Source organism: Bifidobacterium sp. ESL1133, from assembly GCF_058107325.1.
Map to the genome: position 1 here is coordinate 24716 of NZ_JBYLUI010000003.1, position 19692 is coordinate 44407.

Annotated in this window: 7 protein-coding genes and 1 pseudogene; 3 read left to right on the forward strand and 5 right to left on the reverse strand. The window is 60.5% G+C overall.

Annotation, left to right across the window (positions count from 1 at the left end; all coding sequences use genetic code 11):
• Positions 1–27: 27 nt before the first annotated feature.
• From AC3B5A_RS03745 to AC3B5A_RS03760, 4 genes and pseudogenes are all read right to left on the reverse strand, one after another.
• Positions 28–6403, reverse strand: a pseudogene (locus AC3B5A_RS03745) (fatty acid synthase subunit beta domain-containing protein); the annotation flags it as partial.
• A gap of 115 nt (positions 6404–6518) precedes the next feature.
• Complete coding sequence (locus AC3B5A_RS03750; protein WP_489799268.1) at positions 6519–8111, reverse strand: acyl-CoA carboxylase subunit beta; 1593 nt, start codon at positions 8109–8111, stop codon at positions 6519–6521.
• Positions 8112–8119: 8 nt separating this feature from the next.
• Positions 8120–9994 (reverse strand): acetyl/propionyl/methylcrotonyl-CoA carboxylase subunit alpha, encoded by a 1875-nt coding sequence (locus AC3B5A_RS03755; RefSeq protein WP_489760400.1) that lies wholly within the window; start codon positions 9992–9994, stop codon positions 8120–8122.
• A gap of 124 nt (positions 9995–10118) precedes the next feature.
• Complete coding sequence (locus AC3B5A_RS03760; RefSeq protein ID WP_489760399.1) at positions 10119–11093, reverse strand: biotin--[acetyl-CoA-carboxylase] ligase; 975 nt, start codon at positions 11091–11093, stop codon at positions 10119–10121.
• 113 nt (positions 11094–11206) lie between these two features.
• Here AC3B5A_RS03760 and AC3B5A_RS03765 point away from each other — a divergent pair, with 113 nt between their 5' ends.
• From AC3B5A_RS03765 to AC3B5A_RS03775, 3 genes are all read left to right on the forward strand, one after another.
• Positions 11207–13240 (forward strand): DUF6020 family protein, encoded by a 2034-nt coding sequence (locus AC3B5A_RS03765; RefSeq protein WP_489799003.1) that lies wholly within the window; start codon positions 11207–11209, stop codon positions 13238–13240.
• Entirely contained in the window at positions 13237–14187 is a 951-nt protein-coding gene (locus AC3B5A_RS03770; RefSeq protein WP_489799005.1) for a PucR family transcriptional regulator, read from the forward strand. Before AC3B5A_RS03765 ends, AC3B5A_RS03770 begins: the two co-directional genes overlap by 4 nt.
• A 331-nt stretch (positions 14188–14518) precedes the next feature.
• Positions 14519–17872, forward strand: coding sequence for an RCC1 domain-containing protein (locus AC3B5A_RS03775; RefSeq protein ID WP_489799007.1), 3354 nt, complete (start codon positions 14519–14521; stop codon positions 17870–17872).
• Between the two features lie 24 nt (positions 17873–17896).
• On the opposite strand, the gene AC3B5A_RS03780 is transcribed toward AC3B5A_RS03775, so the two are convergent.
• Entirely contained in the window at positions 17897–19372 is a 1476-nt protein-coding gene (locus tag AC3B5A_RS03780) for an amino acid permease (protein ID WP_489799009.1), read from the reverse strand.
• Positions 19373–19692 lie beyond the last annotated feature (320 nt).

The window sequence follows — 19692 nt, forward strand, 5'->3', positions numbered from 1 at the left end:
TAGCGGCATTGCCATCGGCCTGAGCCTTGGCAGCGAACCACTGCGCCTGTTCGGCCACAGTCTGACCTGCACCCACAAAGCTCAACGCACTGACGCGCTCATCGTGGTTGTAATACAGGCGAGCCAAATCCTCACGAGCCGAAGCCCAACGATCATCGAGCAGCAGAGCCTTACGCTCATCGAAGCGCGGCTCAACTTGGGAAACCCAGTCAGAGCCGAGCTCGGCCTCGACCGCATTCACCACGGCGGAATTGTCGTCCTCGTCAGCTTCGGGAGCCGGAGCGACCACACCAAGCTCGTTGAGCACGAAACGTGCGGTGGAGGCCAGTACACCGTTGGATCCGGTGACCTTGGCCGCAAATGCGTCGAGTGCGGCAGAATCGACCACGGAGCCACCTGCGGCACCACCGGCACTGGGCAGTCCCACGACCACGCCATGATCGGAAGCCACCTTCTGCACAGCGGCGTCAATAAGCGCGTTGGCTGCAGCTGCGTTCGAAACCGCATCCGAACCGAGGCTGGCGAGGTCTCCCCCACGCGACGACGTACCTTCACGCGTCTCGAGCACCAGAGCCGACAGCACAGCGGATACCCAGCCGGGACCGAGCTGCCACGTGTCGCTCACGCGCTTCTCCACCTGTGCCAGCTTGACGCCGGCAGCGCCGAAGAGACCGCGAATACGGTCTCGCACAATGTCAGAAAGCACCGGACCAAAGGCCTTGTAGTTTGGCGCCACCTTGTTGACCAGCGCGTTGAGGTCGGTGATCGAAGCTTCCGCAGCACCGTCGACACTGGCTACACCCAGCTCGGAACTGATGTCCATGAGCAGCTGATTGCGACGAGAAGAGACGCCGTTGGTGAGCGAGTCGGTGGTGTCGGATTCACCGATTTGATCGGGGCGCACCTTGGCGGCGTAGGCCAGCAATGTGGCGATGCCGTCAGATGCCTTGAAGGGCAGGTCTGCAGGACGTTCACCGGAAGCAGCGACCGGGACCGCAGTTTCGACCGCGGCAGGCGCAGCTGCGGCAGCGGCGGGAGCTGAATCGGCTGGCACAGCTGCAGCGGTTTCAGCGTTGCCTGTAGCAGGCGCGGCTTCGACTTCAGGTTCATCGTCCAGCACGAGTGAGTCGGAGTCGGTCATATAGACACGCCCCTCGTCACGACCGAGGTTGTAGACGGCAACATGGCTACCGGAGAAGTCCGGCAGACGCAAGGTCTTGGCAGCCATGTTGGCCATGGTGGGCTGGTTGCCCAAGCCAATCTCCACGAAGCTCTCCACGCCGAGACCGCCCTGGGAGCGATCACCGAACATGAGTGCCTGGGTTTCGATCCAACGCACAGGAGAAGCGAACTGCCAAGCCAGCAACTCAGTGAAGAGCAGACGGCCGAGCTTCTGCTCGTCGGCGGCGTAGGAGTCCCACAACTGTGGGTCGTCAAGCACGGCCTTGATTTGCTCGGAGGGCACCACGTCGAGAATCTTCTGCGCGAATTCCTTCGTCATCTCGAAGGGAGCAGCCACGAGGTTCGGGATATAGCGTCCCACCAGTCGCGAGTAGTCCAGATGTTCCGGAAGCAGCTGGTTGAGCTTCTCACGGAAGTCCGGCACGCCGCCGCGCAGCATCTTGGAATGGAACGGCATATCGAGGCCTGCCACGTACATCATGGCGCCCTTGCCGCCGTATTCCTTGACACGGCGGGCGCTGTCCTCGCCCAAGGCCTTCAGACCGGCAAGCGTGCCTGCCACCACGTACTGCGAATCCGCGATGTTGTAGTTCACGATCTGCAGGAACTCGCCGGAAGCCTCAGACACGGACTGAACGTACTCGTCCACGCCGTCGTCGCCCACACCGAACTGGTTGGGACGCAGTGCGGCCATACGATAGTTGGTACGGCCGTTCTCGTCGCGCTCCACCAGGCTGTTCATGGCGGAGCCACGGTGGAAGACGAGCTCCAGCACCGTCTCGAACGGAATGATGCCGGCGAAGGAGCTGAGCGCGTTGTATTCGCCCAGCGAATGGCCGGCGAAGTAGGCGGGCCATACATCGCCACCGGACTCACGCAGGCGAGCGGTCTGCGCGTACGCCACGGTGGCAAGCGCCACCTGGGTGAACTGAGTAAGGTTGAGCAGACCGTCCGGATGATGGTACGTCACACCGTTGGCGGTGAGCGTGGTGGGGTTGTCACGCACGATGGCAAGAATCGAGAAGCCGAGCTTCTCACGTGTCAGCTTGTCGGCACGCTCCCACGTCTGGCGGGCGGCAGTGGACTTGGCACGCTCATCGAGCACCATGCCCTGCTGCTGAATGCCCTGACCGGGGTAGACATAAGCGGTGCGCACGGGGCGTACTGCTGCAGTGCCGCGAGATACCAGGTCTCCGTCGATGCGGCAGGTGACCTCCATGAGCATGCCGCCGTGGCGAATCTTGCCAATGCGCTCTACGGAAATCTCAACCTTGTCGCCAAGCTGCACCATGCCGTACATGTTGTATGTCCAGCCGGCAATCTCGTAGTGGGCACCCTTCTCGTCGCTGGCCTGCATCACATGCTGAGCGGCGGCAGACAGCCACATGCCGTGCACCAGCGGCGCCTTGAGACCCGAGACACCGGCACCACGGTGCGAGGTATGGATGGGGTTGAAGTCGCCCGAAGTGCGTGCGAACGCGGTCATCTCGTTCGGCGCGGTCAACGTGACACGGCGCATGAGACGGCGCGGCGTGGAAGCCACCAGGTCTTCGCTTTCGCTGTGTTCGAACGGCGTGCCTTCACCGGAGCAGCGCTTGCGATAGCTCAGGTAGTCGCCATAATCGGGAGCGGAAGTCGGCAGTTCTTCGGAATAGGCACGGCCGCGAATGGCAAAGCGTTCCACCTCGTGCGCCAGCGTTGTGCCGTCGGCGGCGGTATGTGTGACATGAATGGTGACCACACGTCCCGAAGCGGATTCGAAGTAATCCTCGGCCCAGCTCATCAGGCTGACGCTTTCGCCGACGTGGCTCAGCAGTTCCTCTTCAGTAACTTCAAGTTCAATCAAGTGGTCGAGATGCACTGCATTGAGCAGGCCTTCGATGACCGGGAAACCGTGGACATACACGGAACCAAGAGCTGCATAGATGGCAGGCCATGCCGGCCCCACCAACGCGTCAGGGGCAATGCGCGAAGCATGCAGGCTGCCGGGCAGATTGCCTGCGGTTGCCGCCTCGTGGTCATAGCCCAGGTTGGCGGACAGCGTGTACTTGGAGTGCGAACGACCGAAGGGATAGACCTTCTTATCGCCCACCAGCTCGATCTGCGGCATAGCCTCAAGCTTGTCACCAGTGACAGCGGTGTTGCCGATGCCGGCCGTGTCGGCAAGCATGGCGTAGACGTGCTGCGGCAGGCGCTCACGGTCCACTACCGGGAACAGGCCGGAGGATTCGGGGCGCAGGTTGAGCGGGATGACGATGTCACGCACCGCGTGCTTGTCCAAGCCTCCGTCGGGATCGTTGTCCCAGAAGGTGTCGAGGTGGATGTCCAGGTCGAACTTCTGCACGCCTCCCTCAATGCCAGCAGGCTTGATCTCGTAGTACTGGTCGCCGGTTTGTGTGCCGAATGCAGGATTGGCCATGAGGTGGCCGACCCAGGAGATGTTCGGGGAACGACGGATATACTCTTCGGCATCGGCTGCGGCGCTGAGCTCAGCAAACGCGGTCTGAGGACGCGCCTGGGGGTCGAGTGACTTGGCGCGTTCCAGCGCTGCCGCTTCGAAACGGCCGAGGATGGAACCGACAGGCTCGTCCACGGTGGTGATGCCGGCCACAGAGATCGGTCCCGGAATAGCGCGCACAGAATCAGCGGAATATCGCGGATCTTCGGACTGCCACAGCTGATCCTGACCCCACCAACGCAGCAGGTCGTTGTCAATGGCAGGTACGAAGGGCATGGGCTTGTGGAATTCGTGCACAAGCGTGGTGAACCAAGCCACATCGCTCGGAGAGACGATGAGCTCAGCTGCGCTCGGGTATGCCTTGGCAAGACGTTCGATAGCGGCCGCAGGGTCGGATTCCACGTCGGCGCGTGAAGAGAAGAGCGAAGCGAACTTGCCGGACTCCTGCTCGCACACGCGAGCCTCGATACGCTGCAGCAAGTGCAGGAATCGATCCGCGAAGGTCGGGTCGGCCCAGGGGAAGGACAGCTCGGCGAAACGCTCGGCCCACTGAATGTAGGTCATCTTGTCGATGTCGCCGAAGTAAGGACGCGAGGTCTTGCCCAGCGCTTCGATAATCTCGTCGCGGCGGGTCTCCAGCTCCTCAGGGTGCTTCATGACACGTACCAGCAAACGACCGCAGCGAGCTGAAGCATTCTCCAACTCGTAGATATCGGCGTGCAAGTGGCTCAGACCGGAAGCCACACCGCCCTCTGCCACCTGACCGGAGGGCACCCAGTTCTCACCGAGCGGTGCGAACGGGTCGGAACCATCGGGGGTCGGTGAAATGCCGGGTGTAGCCACAAGCATGCGCTTGACATCAGGGTTGGTGTGGGCTTCCTTCGCCGTCATGGCGGCGGTGCCGATGAGCACGCCATCCACCGGCATGTTCGGCCGATCGTAGGTCTGGGCCCATTGTCCGGAAATGTAGTCGGCAGCACGCTCTGGCGTACCGATGCCGCCACCGGCAACCAGTACCAGGTTCTCACAGTCGCGCACGTCGGCGTAGGTATCGAGCAGCAGAGCGTCAAGCGACTCCCACGAGTGGTGGCCACCGGCGGCGCCGCCTTCCACTTCGGCGATGATGGTGACAGGTGCCACAGCCTTGGCGATGCGCACCACCTGACGAATCTGATCCACGGTACCGGGCTTGAAGGCCACGTAGGGGAAGCCTTGCTCACGCAAGGAGGATACCAGTTGCTTGGCTTCGTCGAGTTCGGGGATACCTGCGGAGATGACGACACCGTCGATAGGGGTGCCGGAGTCGCGCTTCTTGGCCACGATGCCTGCCGGACCGAACTGCAGGTTCCACAAGTAACGGTCCATGAACATGGCATTGAACTCGATGGTGCGCCCTTCTTCAAGACGCTCCTCAAGCTCAGCCACGTTACGGTCGAAGATAGAGGCAGTGACCTGGCCGCCGCCGGCCATCTCTGTCCAGTAGCCGGCGTTCGCGGCCGCGGCCACGATTTCGGCGTCCACGGTGGTGGGGGTCATGCCTGCCAGCAACACCGGGGGCTTGCCGGTCAAATCGGAGAACTTGGTGCGAATCTTCTCGCCTGCCGGGGTGTCGATGACGCTCGGGGCGAACTTGCTCCAGTCCTGCGTGCGGGCGGGTTCCTCGTCGAGCGTGGAAAGTGCCGCGCGCTCTTCGCCGCGCGTGGCCTCGACCACGCCGACGCCGGTGCCTTCGACCAGAGAGCCGACGAGCTTACCGACCGTGGTGCCGGGGCCCATGTCCACGATCCACAGCTTGGTGGGATCGGTGGAGTCGAGCAGCGCATTGATGCGAGCCGCCCAATCCACATGGTTGACCAGCACTTCATCAGCCAGAGTACGGGCACGCTCTGCGTCCAGACCGCAAGCCTTGGCCCACGCCACCGCAGATTCGACGGCCTCGGCCATCAGCGGGGAGTGGAAGGGCACGGTGACTTCGAGATACTCGAGCGTGGGATCGAAGACTTCGCCACCACGCACCTTGTCTTTGCGCAGCTTGTCTTGGTGAGCATGCTCTTTGCCGACTTCGATGGCGAAAGCGGCCAGATCTTCGGGATGGCCGGAAAGCACGTGGTTGTCCACCGCGTTGGTGACGGCGATGGCGATGGGGCCACGCGGCTTGGCTACACGCGCGATGAGGGCGTCGATCTGACGCTTGGTGGCTCCGCGCACCGACAACATGGGGGTGGCATCCCCGGACTTGCTGGAGATGGGCAGCAGACGAGCCTGACGAGTGCCCGCAGCGCCGATCAGGCGTGCGATGGCCAGAATCTCGTCGATGGCACCACTGGCCTGATCGATGGAGCCAGCGTGCTCGATGGCAGCGACCATATGCTCGGCGATGATGCCTTGGGAATGGCCAAGAACCGCCACCGGGTGTGCCTGAGCCACATCGTAGCCCAAGCCGGCAGCGTCAATCAGGGCGCCGAGCTGGGACAGGGCGATGCCTGGAACGCTGGCTGCAGCCTCAGCCGCCTCACCGAGGTGTGCCGGATTGGCGTCGAAACCGAACAGGTCGACGCTGCCGCCCATGGTGGCCAGCAGGTCGGGGGTGACTGCGGACAGCAGACGCTCGGAAGCCTCGGCATGTTCACGCAGCTTGGATTCAAGCGCCGGGTCGGTGCATTCGTCGTCCAGAGCCACCGTCCAAGGGGTGGACTGGCCGCCGAAGGCGAGCGCGTGCGGCTCTTGGCTCAGGCGGTTGAAGAAGAACGTGTTATCGGTCATTATCTTCCTTTGGTATATGGGATTTCTCAATGATAAGTGTGTATAGGGCAAGTGTAGGGCACGGCCAGTGAGACTTGGGCGGACATGCGCATTTTTTGAGCACGCCGCCAAAACCCTACATCGGCTGGTTTCCGTGGTGCTTGCCGGTACGGCTCACACGACGTTTGGTAGCAAGGAGTTTCAACGACTCGCAGATGGCGTCACGCGTCTGGTCGGGGTCGATCATCGCGTCGATCTGCCCTGTTTCCAGCGACAGGTTGGCGTTGAGCGTCTCACTCTCGTATTCCTCGATATATTGCGCACGCAACGCTTCCACGTCCTGACCGCGTTCCTTGGCTTTGTGCAAGTCTTTGCGGTGGATGATGTTGACCGCACCCTGTGCGCCAAGTACGGCAATCTGACTGGAAGGCCATGCGTAGTTGACGTCGGCACCGATGGATTTGGAACCCATGACGATGTAGGCACCGCCGAATGCTTTACGCAGCGTCACGGTGATCATCGGCACCTGCGCATTGGCGTAGGCATAGATGACTTTGGCACCACGGCGAATGATGCCGGCGTGCTCCTGGTCGCTGCCGGGCTTGTATCCGGGTGTGTCCACCAAGGTGATGACAGGCAGGTTGAATGCGTCGCACAGGCGCACGAACCGGGCTACCTTTTCGCTGGATTCCACGTCGAGGATACCGCCCTGCACGTTGGGCTGGTTGGCCACAATGCCCACACTGCGGCCATCGATGCATGCCAGTCCCACCACGGCGGATGCGGCGTAAAGCTCTTGTACCTGCACGAACTCGCCATAATCGACGATGCAGCGAATAACTTCGAGCATGTCGTAAGGCTGCCGTTCGTTCTCGGGCATGATGGAGTTGAGACGTTCGGCGGTGTCTCGGTCGGCACGCTTCTTGGCATACGCGTAGGTCGGCGGCTGCTCCTCACTGTTGGAGGGCAGGTATGCGAGCACGGTGCGCGCATAGTCGATGGCGTCCGCCTCGTCCTCGCCCAGGTAGTGGGCCACACCTGAGGTGGCGTTGTGCACCAAGCCACCGCCCAGATCTTCCATGCTGATGGTCTCGCCGGTGGCTGACTTGACCACATCGGGACCGGTGACGAACATGTTGGAGTTCTCGCGCGTCATGATGATGAAGTCGGTGAGTGCCGGGCAGTACACGGCACCGCCTGCGCAAGGGCCGAGAATCAGGGAGAGCTGCGGGATGAAACCGCTGGCCTCACAGGTTTTCTTGAAGATGCGACCGTACTGGGTGAGTGCGGCGACACCCTCTTGAATGCGTGCGCCACCTGAGTCGATGAGCGCCACAACCGGCACTTTCAAATCGAGCGCCATGTCCATCAAGTGGCAGATCTTCTCACCTTCGGCATGTCCCAACGTGCCGCCGCGCACGGAAAAGTCCTGCGCGTACACAGCCACCTTGCGACCATATACCTCTCCGAAACCGGTGATAACCGCCGATCCCGCAATGCCTTGGTTGATGTTGCCGCCGGAAAAACGGCCGATCTCATGGAATGTGCCGTGATCGAACAACAGGTCGAGGCGCTCACGCGCGGTGAACTTACCTTTGGCGTGCTGGCGGTCATGAGCCTTGCTCTCGGCTTCTCGCGCCAGTTCCGCGGCTCGAGCCACGGCGGCGCGGACAGGTTGCTTGGCCGGGGATGGGGCCGCAGTGGCGGTCTGTGCCGAAGCGGCGGTCATACTCTCGCTCATCGGCTTTCCTCCTTGGACGCAGAGTCGGCGCTTTGGCTTTGGGACTGGTGCCCCAGATCGAGCTTGACGAGCGTGGTTCCGGCATTCACCGACTCGGAAGGCGTTACAAGAATCTTCTCCACAGTACCGCCGACCGGTGCGTACACGTAGTTCTCCATTTTCATGGATTCGAGTACGGCGAGCAGATCGCCCTTGGCGACCTTCTGGCCTTCGGCCACGTTGACGCGAGTGACGATGGCTTGCATGGGCGAGGCAATAACGCCGGTTTTGCTGCCGTCGTCAACCACGGTGGTCTCGGTGCCCGCACTGCTTGCAGAACCGCCACGCAGCGGCTGCTTGGGGCGTTTGACCCCTCGCGGACGCCCGGAATCGGTAAGGTCTTCCATCACGTCACGCGGCACGGTGAGCTTGATGCGCCGACCGTCCACCTCAATGGCGAACGACTCGGTGGCGGTGGCCTTGGGAGCCTCATCTCCGCTCAGGGAGGCGGGCTGCCCGCTACCGGCGTTGCTGGGCTTGCGGTTCAGGTACTTGCGCTCCAACCATTTGGTGGATACGTCGAAGTCCTGTTCGTCACGCTCGGCGGTGAACTCAGGATCGTTGAAGATCTGTTCGAACAACGCCTTGGGGGTCGGTACGCCTTCCAGCTTGAATTCCTGAAGGGCACGGCGCACGCGGGCCACAGCCGTGGGACGGTCTTGAGCTGTGACAACAAGCTTACCCATCATCGAATCGAACTTGGGAGAGACGGTATCTCCCACTTTGACGCCGAAGTCCACGCGAATGCCGGCGCCCGAAGGCCAGTTGAGGCTTTCGATGGTGCCTGAACTGGGGGTCAGGTTCTTGGCCGGATCCTCACAGGTGATGCGCAGTTCGAAGGCATGACCGTGGTTTTCGTGCACCTGGGTCAGGTTCTCGCCGTTGGCGATGTTGATCTGTTCACGCACCAGATCCAGACCGCACACCTGTTCGGTGACGGTATGCTCGACCTGCAGGCGTGGGTTGACCTCGAGGAAATACACCTTGTGCTGTTCGGTGACCATGAATTCGCAGGTGCCCAGACCGACATAATCAACCGCACTGAACAGGCTACGCGAGTAACGTTCAAGCTGGTCCAGCTCGTCGTCGGTCAGGTAAGGCGCCGGAGCCTCTTCGATGAGTTTCTGGTTACGGCGCTGCACGGAGCAGTCACGCGTGGAGTAGACGGTGAAGTTGCCGTGGGAATCGCGGCCGGACTGAGTCTCGACGTGACGCGCCTTGTCGATGAAGCGTTCGATGAAGTATTCGTCGAGGTCGCCGCCCTCGAGCGCGTCATGGTTCATATAGAAGCTACGCAGCTCGTCGTCGTTGTGTACCAACGTGATGCCTTTGCCGCCGCCGCCGTCGGTGCGCTTCATCATGACCGGGTAGCCGTTGGTCTGCGCGAAAGTGAGCAGCTCACGCATGTCGCTGACCGGTTCGGAAAGACCCGGAACCGGTGGAACGTGAGCTCGCTTGGCGACCCTGCGGGCGGTGATCTTATCGCCCAGATCGGTGAGGGCGGTAGGGCTGGGGCCAATCCAGGTGGCACCGGCCTTCGTCACCTTTTCGGCGAAAGACGGCACTTCGGAGAGGTATCCGTAGCCGGGGTGCACTGCATCGGCGCCACTGCGCCGCATCACCTCGATGATGAGATCCTCGTCGAGGTAGGCCCGGTAGGAGTCTCCTCGCAGCAGGTAGGCTTCGTCGGCCATATCGACGTATTGTGCGCCGCGGTCCTGCTCGGCGTACACAGCAACGGTGGGGATGCCCATCTCTTGTGCGGTGCGGATGACACGCAGCGCAATCTCGCCGCGATTCGCCACCAGCAGTTTGTTGACATTCTTGACCATGGTATTCAAGATAATCCGAACCATAGGCCGCCAGCAGGGTGTGAAATTACAAAAAATCCAGCAGGTTTTGTTCCCTCACACAAACCTTGACCCGCCTCGCTCACCGCACGTCGGGAACACTCTGTCAGGCAATGACACCCACGTCCGCAGTCTGCACCACGTGGCGCTCCCCCTGCTCGTCTTCCACAGTGAGCGACGCATCGGCGTTCATCGCCACCGCACGGCCGGTCAGGGTCGAGCCGTCCATGAACTTGGCCTCCACCTGCTGTCCCAGCGTCCAGCACAATGCGCGCATACTCTCCAGCAGCTCGCCGCGTGTGCGGTCGGGAGTCTCCACCAATGCAGACAAACGCGAGCGCAGGCGACGAGTGATGTTCGCCGATAGCGCGTCTCGCAGTTCGCGCGAGTCAGGAAGGGCTGTGTAGAGCAGTTGCAGTGAAGTGGAGATGGGTGTGGGCAGGTGGGCTTCATCGAGATTCAGGTTCAGCCCAAGGCCGAACATCACGCCCACAGCGTGACGACATCCTGCAAGAACGGCGTCGGCAGGCAGCGTGACCAGTTCAGTGAGGATGCCTCCCAGCTTGTGCCCATCGTAGAAGATGTCGTTGGGCCATTTGATGGCTAGATCATGGTTCGGGTCGATGAGCTTCGCGCCATACTCGTCCAACGTCTCATGCAGCGCTTCCACTTCGGCGAGACCTGCCTCGATGGTGAACCAACCGTTGAACTCAGGGTTCGTCACAAGGTCGTACGGCAATGCCGTGGCATAGGTGACCAGGAAGGAGGAGCCTGCCTCATCAGACCAGGCGCGACCGAGCCTGCCATGCCCTGCGCTCTGGCAGTCGGCGCACATCGCCGCCATCAGCGGGTTGCCATTTTCGTCAATTAGCGGCATGGAACCGTCGCAGATCATTTGACGTGCCAGGAACATGGTGGAGTCGATTGCGGCGAGCGGCACGACTTGGTCAGCCTCTCGTTCGGTGCGCGGCATGGCCGGCAGGACGGCTCCGGCCTGCTCGGCGAACGCCGCATATTCCGTGCGCACAGCATTGAGATCGGTTATGGCGTGTTGGCTATCGGCGGCGTGAGGCTCATGCATGATGTCAACTCTACTGGCCGCACCGCCCTTACTTCCGCACAACCGCCACATGACTGCCACATCAGGGTTGCGTGCAGCACAGGCGGTTGCGCGTTCGGGCTAGAATCCTTGGCATGACCGAGTCCCAGAAGCGAGCAGAACCGAGCAGATCCACGCACAGCCACCTTGGACGCCGCAGCAAGGCCGCAACGTTTTGGGCGGCGGCACGCTGGGTCTTGGCGATGGCGGCCTGCTTATGGCTGGCCTTGTGCACGGCGTTGGGTCCGCTGTACCGGCAGTTCGATTGGAATCCGAACGGCGCCAGCATTGCCCACTTCTCTTGGAACAACGCAGCAGTATTCGCTCTGGCGTTCGCCATCTACGCTTCCGTCGTCATCGTTCTGGCGAGGTTCGCCCAAGGGCGTCTGGCGCTGCCCCGCAAATTCGCCGCATGGCGTCGTCGTCTGGCTGCGGCGATGAGCGCATATCGCCGCACCGGAAGGGCGGAAGAACCAACCGTCGCTTCCGCTTCGACAGAGTCACGATCCTCCGTCATCGCCAATATTTTGCATGCTCTGGGACGCGTGGCACGACGGACACCACAGTTGCTCAGCACCGCTATTATGCGCGCTACCGGCAGCTGGTGGGCCATCATGCTGGTATTGGTCGTGGGCTGGCTGTGGGTACCTACCACGCTGGTCAGCGCGTTCGGAGCCGATCTTCGCAATCAGTTCCGCGAGTTCAGTTGGGCTTGGAACCAGTGGACCGGCATCAAACAGCCATACATCGGCTTCTTTTCCTTTGTACCGATGGATATCTACCCGACCGCGCACTACCTGTGGCCAAGCAATCCGACCTATCTGACCGACCAGCACAACATCGTGCTCACCATAGTCTACGGTGCCGTGGCCGCAGCCTCGCGGTATCTGACCAACAGCAACGATCTGGGTATCACAGCACTGTCATCAAGTCAGTTTCTGTTTGCCGCCTTTTCTCTGGCATCCCTGTCCAATCGTTTTTTCAATCGCCCATGGCGTCACGAGGACAAGAGCCGCGTGGGCGCATGCCCGAGATTCATCATCATCGCATTCCTGCTGTTGTGCCCGCTCGTTCAGTTTTCCACAATCTCATTGACCAAGTCCCCACTGTTCGCCTTCGCGTTTGCCTGGTGGTTCGGGATCAACTGGGAAATCATGGATCGCGGCAGAAAGGGCGAAGACGGTCAATATCGACACACCAGAGCGCACACGTTGGTGGCTCTGGTGCTGTCCACATCAATCATGCTCATCAGCGCCAAATATGCTTGGTATGTGGTGGTCTTCCAGTTCGCGATCATGCTCGTAGCCAACCGGAAGCATTGGAAAACCTACAGCATCGGCATGCTGCTGCCAGTCATCATCATTCATGGTGGTCTGTCGCTCGCCATATCCAGCGGTGCCATTATCGGCGGAGACCCCATAGAAAGCCACGGCGTGCAATTGCAGCAGATCGCACGCGTAGCCAAACTCAGCCCTCAGAGCATCCCGGAGTCAGCCAAAGCCAAAATCGCCCCCATCGTCAACCTGGACCAGATGGCCGAAGCCTATTATCCGCAAGACGCCGACCCGGCGAAATCGTCGGGAATACAGTCCAAGAAAGTAAGCTACCGGTGGCGTACAGTAACCAAGGACGACATGAAGCAGCTCAACTCCGCATGGTTGGATATCATCAAAGCCAACCCGGTGGTGGCGCTCGACGCAGCATTGTCCGAAGCGTACGGCTACTTCGATGTGACCGACCCACCATATACCGACATGGCCTACTACGTGTCGAACCCGCAGCTGGAGAACGAGTCCCCCACCATCGCCTCCTGGTGTGGGTCATGGCGCACCAATGTTGTCGGCGCAGTGGAGCAGCTGGGTTCCATTCCCGTGATTGGATGGTTCTTCCACGGCAACTTCTATGTGGTGCTCACACTGCTCGTCGGAGCTGCCGAAGTGCTGTCGCGACGATGGCGCACCCTGTCTCTCCACCTGCCCTTGCTACTGCTCATGGGTGTGATGATCACATCTCCCGCCAACAACTTCGAGCGTCATATGCTCCCGCTGGTGTTCGTGTTCGGTTTCGTGGCCCTCACCTTTGTACTCGAAACGCGTGAAGCTCGCACAGCGGCTAGACTGGAGGCATGAGCGTGAAACAATCACCTGATTTCCTGGATCTGGCTTCGGGCAGCAAGCCGAGCGCGAAACACACCGCTGCGTACGAGCAGACAGATGAGGCAGAGCGCGATTCGACCTCAACCAGCGAGGTCATCGTCGAACGCACGCCGGCAAGCACCGGCACTGATGGTGACAAGCCTCTTGACATTAATCTCGTTGAAGCACTATCCAGTAGCGGCCGACTGGAAACAGCAGCGTTCGAGTGCCTCGCGGCACATATCAGCGACCAGCGCGCACAGGCACTGATGCACATGTTGGGCTGGCCTGACACGTTCACCTGTTTTGCACTCGCAGGGACGCCCGCCACATTATTCGACACATGTGCGCAAAAAATTAGGCAAAGTGTGCATGACCTTGGAGGCACCCACTGCCTCATCGGACGTAACGAAGACGCATGCGTCGCCCTTATCGCAGTACACAGCGCCGTCACGCCAGAAGTGACCTGCACCGCCACACTGCCCGCTTTCGACACCAATAGCCCAGTGGCCCTAGGTTCCCAAATGACCGGCATCACAGGCGCAGCCGACACAGTGACCGCCACAATTTCCACTCTGCATGCCGCATCGGCATTCATGGGGCCCACACACCCACTGCGCGCCGCAGACGCTCTGCCCGAACGCGCTCTAGCGGGAGACAAGGCTGCCAAGCAGGAGCTCTACCATACGGTGTATCGCCGCTTGCAGACCAGCGACGACCAGATCAACCTTGACACCGTGACGGCATTCCTGGAACATGGAAGCGCCCTTGACACCGCCGCCCGTGCGCTGAATGTACACCCCAACACCGTGCGTTACCGACTCAAGCGCATCGCAGAAACCTGCGGGTGGGATGCCACGAACCCGAGAGACGCATTCGTGCTGCACACAGCCATCATCATCGGAAGAATGCAAGACCGCGCCAATGAGAAGCAACATTAACGTTGTTATACAAATAGCATATCTTCCATGTGATTTATACAACTTCTCATATCTGCAGTAAATAGTAATTACTTCTACTTTCTGCCTAAGAGATGCACATTTTCATGTAGCTCACCTCACACACCTCTAAGAATTTAGACATACAGAAATAGTCTTACTGTTCCCTTATAGGCATTTTGCATCGAAGTAACTAATATTGGACTCTCGCCGTTCTTATCCTTCACTGATACCTTATCCACATTCCCCGTTGATGCCCATATGGGCCCATCACGCCGATTTTGGATGAGGTTATTTTTTGAGGATGGTCAGCACGCACAATCAACACCAGGCAATGCATGGCATACGCCGCCACCGCACCACCATTGCAGCGCTCACCGCAGCAGTATGTGCGGTAATCCTGTGCGTCACCGACCACAGTTGTGCCATAGCCGCACCCAACACCACGTCTTCAGCACCTCAAACACGCACAGCTGAGCCTCTCCCCGCCAGCGATGCCACATCCCCGTCCAACACCGTCAGCCCCCTCGCCTCCGTTCCTTCCAAACCTGTCAGCACCGCTTTCACCGCCTCCCCAGACACAGGCATCGAAAGCGGCAACACCCCAGTGGAAATCACCGCACCCAGCAGATATACCTTCACACAGGTGAGCACCGGCACCACCGCGAGCGTGGCCCTCAGCGCCGACAAGACCATCTACGCCTGGGGCAGCAACGTCAACGCGCATGTAGGCCCCGGTTCCTCCGCCAAAGTCGCGGATCCCAAACCAGTGCCAGCGACCAACACCGACGGCACCCCCGTCACCTTCTCCCAAGTCTCCACCGGTACCAACCACACCCTGGCTTTAAGCACCGACGGCACCATCTGGGCTTGGGGCAGCAATTCGCGAGGCCAACTCAGCAACGGCAAAATCGCAGGTAAAATCACCGCACCCACCCCCATCACCATCTCCGGCTCCACCGCGCCATTCACCAAGGTCAGCACCGGCATGCGCCACTCTCTGGCACTCAGCAGCAACGGCCTGATCTATGCATGGGGAGACAACGCCCGCGGCGAGGTCGGCGACGGAAGCAAGACCAGCCAAATCTCCACACCCACCATCGTCAGCCCCTTCGACCCCGATGCCAACGTGCACACCCGCCTATCCTTCATCGACATCGCCGCGGGAGACGACTACACCCTCGCCATTGATGTGCACGGCAACCTGTGGACTTGGGGAGACAACAAAAACGGCACCCTCGGCAACGGCACAAAAACCGGAACAGCCACCACCCCCACCCGCATACTTGTTCCCGGCGTCACCTTCAAGACCGTGCAGGCCGGAGACAACCATGCGCTCGCCTTAAGCAACGACGGTCGCGCTTGGGAGTGGGGCACAGGAGCGGACAACCAATTCACCCCCACCCCTCTCGCCATGCCGAACGGTGTCACCTTTACTTCCATCAGCGCAGGAGCAAAGCACAGCATGGCCATGAGCAGCGACGGCAACGTCTACGTATGGGGCAGCAACATCGACGGACAACTGGGCAACGGCACCAAGTCAACCACGCCGTCCCCGTCCCCAACTCCGGTCACCGCTCTGACAGGACAGCATATCGCCACCATCAGCGCCGGCGGCAACACCTCGATGGCACTCGACCGCGACGGCAACCTGTGGGCTTGGGGAGACAACACCAACCTGCAGACCGGAGCAGGCAAGCTTGATGGCACCACCATGCTGACCGACCCTGCCAAAACCAGCGATACCTTCTACCACATCATCCTCACTTCCGTCACCTTCGGCAGCACCCCCGGCAAAGGACTGGCGTACGATTCTGCAGCCGGACGCTGGCGCGTCACCACCCCCGCCCATGCTCCAGGCACCGTGACCATGACCATCAATTGGACGTTCAACGGCGCGGCACAAACGCCCACCACAGTGCCTTTCACCTTCACCCGTGTCGCCATGGCGGCTCCACTGACCGTCACCTTCGATACCGACGGCGGCTCCGAACCTCCTGCAAGCCAACAGGTTTCAGGAGGCATGCGTGCCACCATGCCTGCAACACCCACCAAAGGCAACCACGCCTTTGCCGGCTGGTACGACGGTGACACCCTCTACGATTTCAGCAGACCGGTCACCACCAGCCTCACTTTGAGAGCACACTGGCATCAGTACACCATCAGCCCAGACTCCGGACCGAGCACAGGAAAAACCACCGTAAGCCTTACTCCGGTCAACGGTCGTAGTTATGTACAGCTGAGTGCCGGCTACACCCACACGCTCGGACTCGACACCAGCGGTACCATCTGGGCTTGGGGACACAATCAGAACGGCGCCGTCGGCGACGGCACCACCACAGTGGCTCTCTCCCCGGTCAGGGCAGCCGCCCCAGCCGGCGTACGTTTCACGCAAATCAGTGCAGGCAATGACTTCTCCATGGCCCTTGACACAGATGGCCACATCTGGACATGGGGATACAACAGCAACGGCCAGCTCGGCGACAGCACTACCACCACCCGCACAGCCCCCACCTGTCTCAACATCACCAAAGACGGCATTGCAGTAGCGTTCAACTCAATCAGCGCAGGGCAAAGCTTCGCACTGGCCGTCTCCACCAACGGCGACGTCTGGTCTTGGGGACAAGGCAGCAGCGGCCAGCTCGGCAACGGCACACTGGACGACAACACCACACCGCACCTTGTGAACACTGGAAACCTGTTCTCCAGCGTGGCCGCAGGCAGCACCTTCTCCCTGGCATTGAGCACCTCGGGCACCATCTACTCTTGGGGCAACAACGCGTCCGGTCAGCTCGGCGACAGCACCACAGACAGCCGCGCCGTCCCGGCAGCAGTCACATCTCCAGACCACGCCAGATTCACCGCCATCAGCGCCGGGTATATTCACGCTCTGGCTCTGAGCTCCTCGGGCACCATCTACGCTGCGGGAAACAACACCTATGGCCAGCTAGGATTAGGCACCACCGGCAACACCTCCACCTCTGCTTTTACCTCCACTTTTACCGCGGTGAAGGCTCCAGACTCGGCGATCTTCACCGCCATCAGCGCCGGCCAATATCACTCACTCGCGCTGAGTGCCACCGGCAACGCATACAGTTGGGGCAAAAACGCCGGAGCAGAGCTCGGCAACGGCAAACAGGGCGGAAACGTCACCGCACCTGCCGCTGCCGCCACAGGAAAACCGGACACCACGTACGCCGGCATCAGCGCTGGTGAGAACCATTCCATCGCCCGTTCCAAGGATGGAGCGCAATACTCGTGGGGACAGAACTACTCGGGTCAACTAGGCGTCGGGCGCAACGCCAACGGTAGCGTCACCGCCGGTTACCTCGCCCCGACAAGAAACCAGCAGACTGCGCAGGCACATGTGACCTCCATTCAGTTCGGCGGCACCAACGGTACCGACCTCGCCCATGCATCTTCTTCTGACTACGCGTCTTCATGGACCGTCACCACGCCCAGCCACACCGCCGGCACCTATCCGGTCACCATCAACTGGGAACTCGACGGAGTGGCACAACCCGCGCAAACCTTGCAGTTCACGTTCATCGCCCCTCCTGTTCCACCGCAAAGCAGGCTGCCGTTCACCGGCGATTCGGCTCCTGTATTTGCCGGCCCCATCGTCGCTGTACTGCTGGTAAGCACCGCGCTTGGGCTGCACGAACTGCGGGTACGTCGCCGTCCATAGCATCGCACGGCACGTGAGCCTTAGTCATGATTCCTGTTCTTCGGCGGCATCAGGCCTTGCCGAAGAAAGGTCGATGTCACGCAACTTCACAATCTTGGTATGGTGCTTGATTTTATAGCCAAAGTAGAGCGCCGCCACCAAGATGACACTGAAATAAGTGGATAGCACGGACCCCCAGTCACCCTGCGCAAAGCCTTGAATATCCTGCCCGGCAATAACAACCGCACAAATCACCAAGGCGAGCACCGGACCGAGAGGGAACAACTTGGCATGATATTTCAGTTCCGACAGCTTATGCCCCTGCAGTTTGAACGCACGGCGGAACCGCAGATGGCTCAACGCAATACCCATCCAAGCAATAAACCCGGTAAGCCCGGTAGCAGTGACCAACCACATGTAGAACTTCGGCCCGAAGATGCTCGAAGCAAACGCCGCCAGCTCCACCAACAGCGTTGCCGCAAGCGCCGCGACAGGAATACCGCGTTTCGTGGTGTGGCTCAGGAATTTCGGGGCGTAGCCTTGCTCAGCCATAGAGAAGAGCATACGACTGGATGCGTAGGCACCCGTGTTGACCGCAGAAAGAATGGAGGTGAGCACCACGGCGTTCATGACGCTGGCAGCCCCCGCCAACCCTGCCCGCTGGAACACGATGGTGAAGGGCGACATGGCCACGTTGGAGTCCGACGCATTGAGCAGGTTGGGGCTGGTATAGGGGATGAGAGCAGCGATGATGAAGATGGAGAGCACGTAGAACAGAAGAATGCGCCAGAACACCTCGTTGATGGCTTTGGGCACGGCTTTGCCCGGGTTGTCGGATTCGCCGGCAGTGACCCCAACCACTTCAGTGCCTTGGAAGGAGTAACCGGCGATCAGGAACACGCTCATGATGGCCGGCAGTCCGCCAACGAACGGTGCATCCTTGTACATGAAGTTCTTCAGCCCTACTGCAGGCTGGAACATGATGCCGCAGATCATGGCCACGCCTACTACAAGAAAGACGACGATAGTGACGACTTTGAGCAGGGAAAGCCAGAATTCGGTCTCGCCGAACGCCGAGACGTTGAGCATGTTGATGAGGAAGATGATGACCAGCACCGCCAAGCTCCATACCCATCCCGGAGAGTTGGGGAACCAGTACTGCATGAGCAGGGCGGCTGTGGAGATGTCCACCGCACCTGCGATGGCCCAGTTAAGCCAGTAATCCCAACCCATGGCAAAGCCGAGCGCCGGATCGACGTATTTTGAGCTGTAGACGGCAAAGGAACCGGAGACCGGCATGTGGGTGGCGAGCTCACCCAAGCTGGTCATGAGGAAGTAGATCATCAACCCCATGGCGGTGTAGGCCACAAGGCCACCGCCCGGGCCGGCTTCGGAGATGGTGGATCCGGAGGTCATGAACAGACCGGTACCGATGCAGCCGCCGAGAGCAATCATGGAGATATGACGGGTTTTCAAGTTGCGCTGCACCCCCGAGGAGTGCCGTTCGTTTCCTGTCGTCACAGTGGTGTCGGTTCGCGTCAACTGGGCCTCCCGTTCGTGCTTTGCTGCATCATGTCGCGCGCGGCGAAGAATTCTTGACTGTCGAATTCCGTCGGGACTCCGCCAAGAATCCGTCAGAGTTCTGTCAAGACTCCGCCGAAACTCCGCTTTCGTTTTCGCGCATTGCAAACAGTCTTATCCTAGGCGTCTGCGGCTCGCAGCGCACGAAATGCCCACATGTTCATCGCACAGCCGAGCAGATGATAGTGCAATCACCGCGAACGCTGCGCTCGGGGCGGTATCGGATGGGGAACCCCACCGTGCGATAACGAAACGCTGCG